The 1,252-nt window shown below is 41.7% G+C and carries 1 pseudogene; it reads right to left on the bottom strand.

The window, feature by feature from the left end:
• Positions 1 to 166: 166 nt before the first annotated feature.
• Positions 167 to 1,252 (bottom strand): annotated as a pseudogene (locus AC1DWB_RS35535) (group II intron reverse transcriptase/maturase); the annotation flags it as partial.

Raw genomic sequence — 1,252 nt, 5'->3', positions numbered from 1 at the left:
GTCTAAGTCGAGGTCATTAAAGGATTGTAGCAATAGGTAAGCCTTTGATGCTATCTCCAGCTTTTCCCCTGCTCCACACGGAGCGTGCGGGTTTCCCAGCACTCCGCGTTCCATCTAACAGAATGTACTAGATCATAAGTTCCTCGTTACTCGTAAATTTGGAAGGTTAGACTGGCTCAAGTCCGTATTTATTACGGTATTGATTAATCTTGCTTTTCATTAAGTCCGTAATACCAAGTCTATTTATGAGCACTTCAATTGTCTCTTTGTGTGTATGGTGGACTAGTTCATATACCTCTTTATGGAGAATCCGCAAGTTATTGAATTTATCGCTTCCACCGAGATATAATGGCATATAGTGGTGGCAGTAGACGTCTGATGCGAAAAGGTACATCCCAGTGATTTCGCATTTCCCCATCTTCATACTGTACCGACTCAATCGATTATCCATGTATTCCACACTTTGGTTCGGGATGCTAGATTCCATCAAGGAAAGAATTTCTTGACGTAGATCCGGACGAAGCTTTTTGTGTATTTGTTCTCTTCCTGCCGTTGTATAAAGTGAAAGATTTTGACTGTAACCCATGGTGTTCTTTGTTTTCACGTTGGCAAGCGGATATAAATAGACATTGGCCACTTTGAACGTTCTGTAACCCAAACTATAGAATTTGCCATAGGACGGCGGCGGGTTAGTTGGATGTTCATATTTCCCGATTGGATGAAGACAATTATACATGAAGGTTCGCAGGTCATAGGCAAGACGTGAGAACGCAACACTGACATGCGTTGCCCGATTGAAATAGTTATGGATTCCCAAAACAAAGCTATTGAAGAGTATTGCATTTTGAGCCGTTGGAGAAGTTCTCAATTTTTGAATGCGATTTTTAGCTTCAATCTTGAGCTTCTTTATTTTACTAGCTTTAATACCTGTATGCGCTACTCTGATCTTACCCTTTTTATTCGCTCGGATCGTGAATCCTAGAAATTCAGATTCTCGCTTTCGCAGATTTACAACTTGCGATTTTTCAGGCGAAACATCCAGTTTTAGACGGTTTTTTAAATAAGACACGATAGCTTGGTACCACTTGTAGGCTGTCTTGTAGTCTCGACAGATGACTTTGAAGTCATCTGCGTAACGCACCATGTATCCCTCTTTCAACGTAGTACGCTTTTTCGCATACAATTCGCCACTTCTTGTCTTAAAGGATTGGGTCAGAGGGAAGAGCTCCCATTGATCCGCCACCCAGTGATC

The sequence above is a fragment of the Paenibacillus sp. P4_E11 genome, assembly GCF_056401635.1.
Note: the sequence above shows the minus strand (reverse complement) of the source record. Positions and strands in the feature narration are given on the sequence as shown.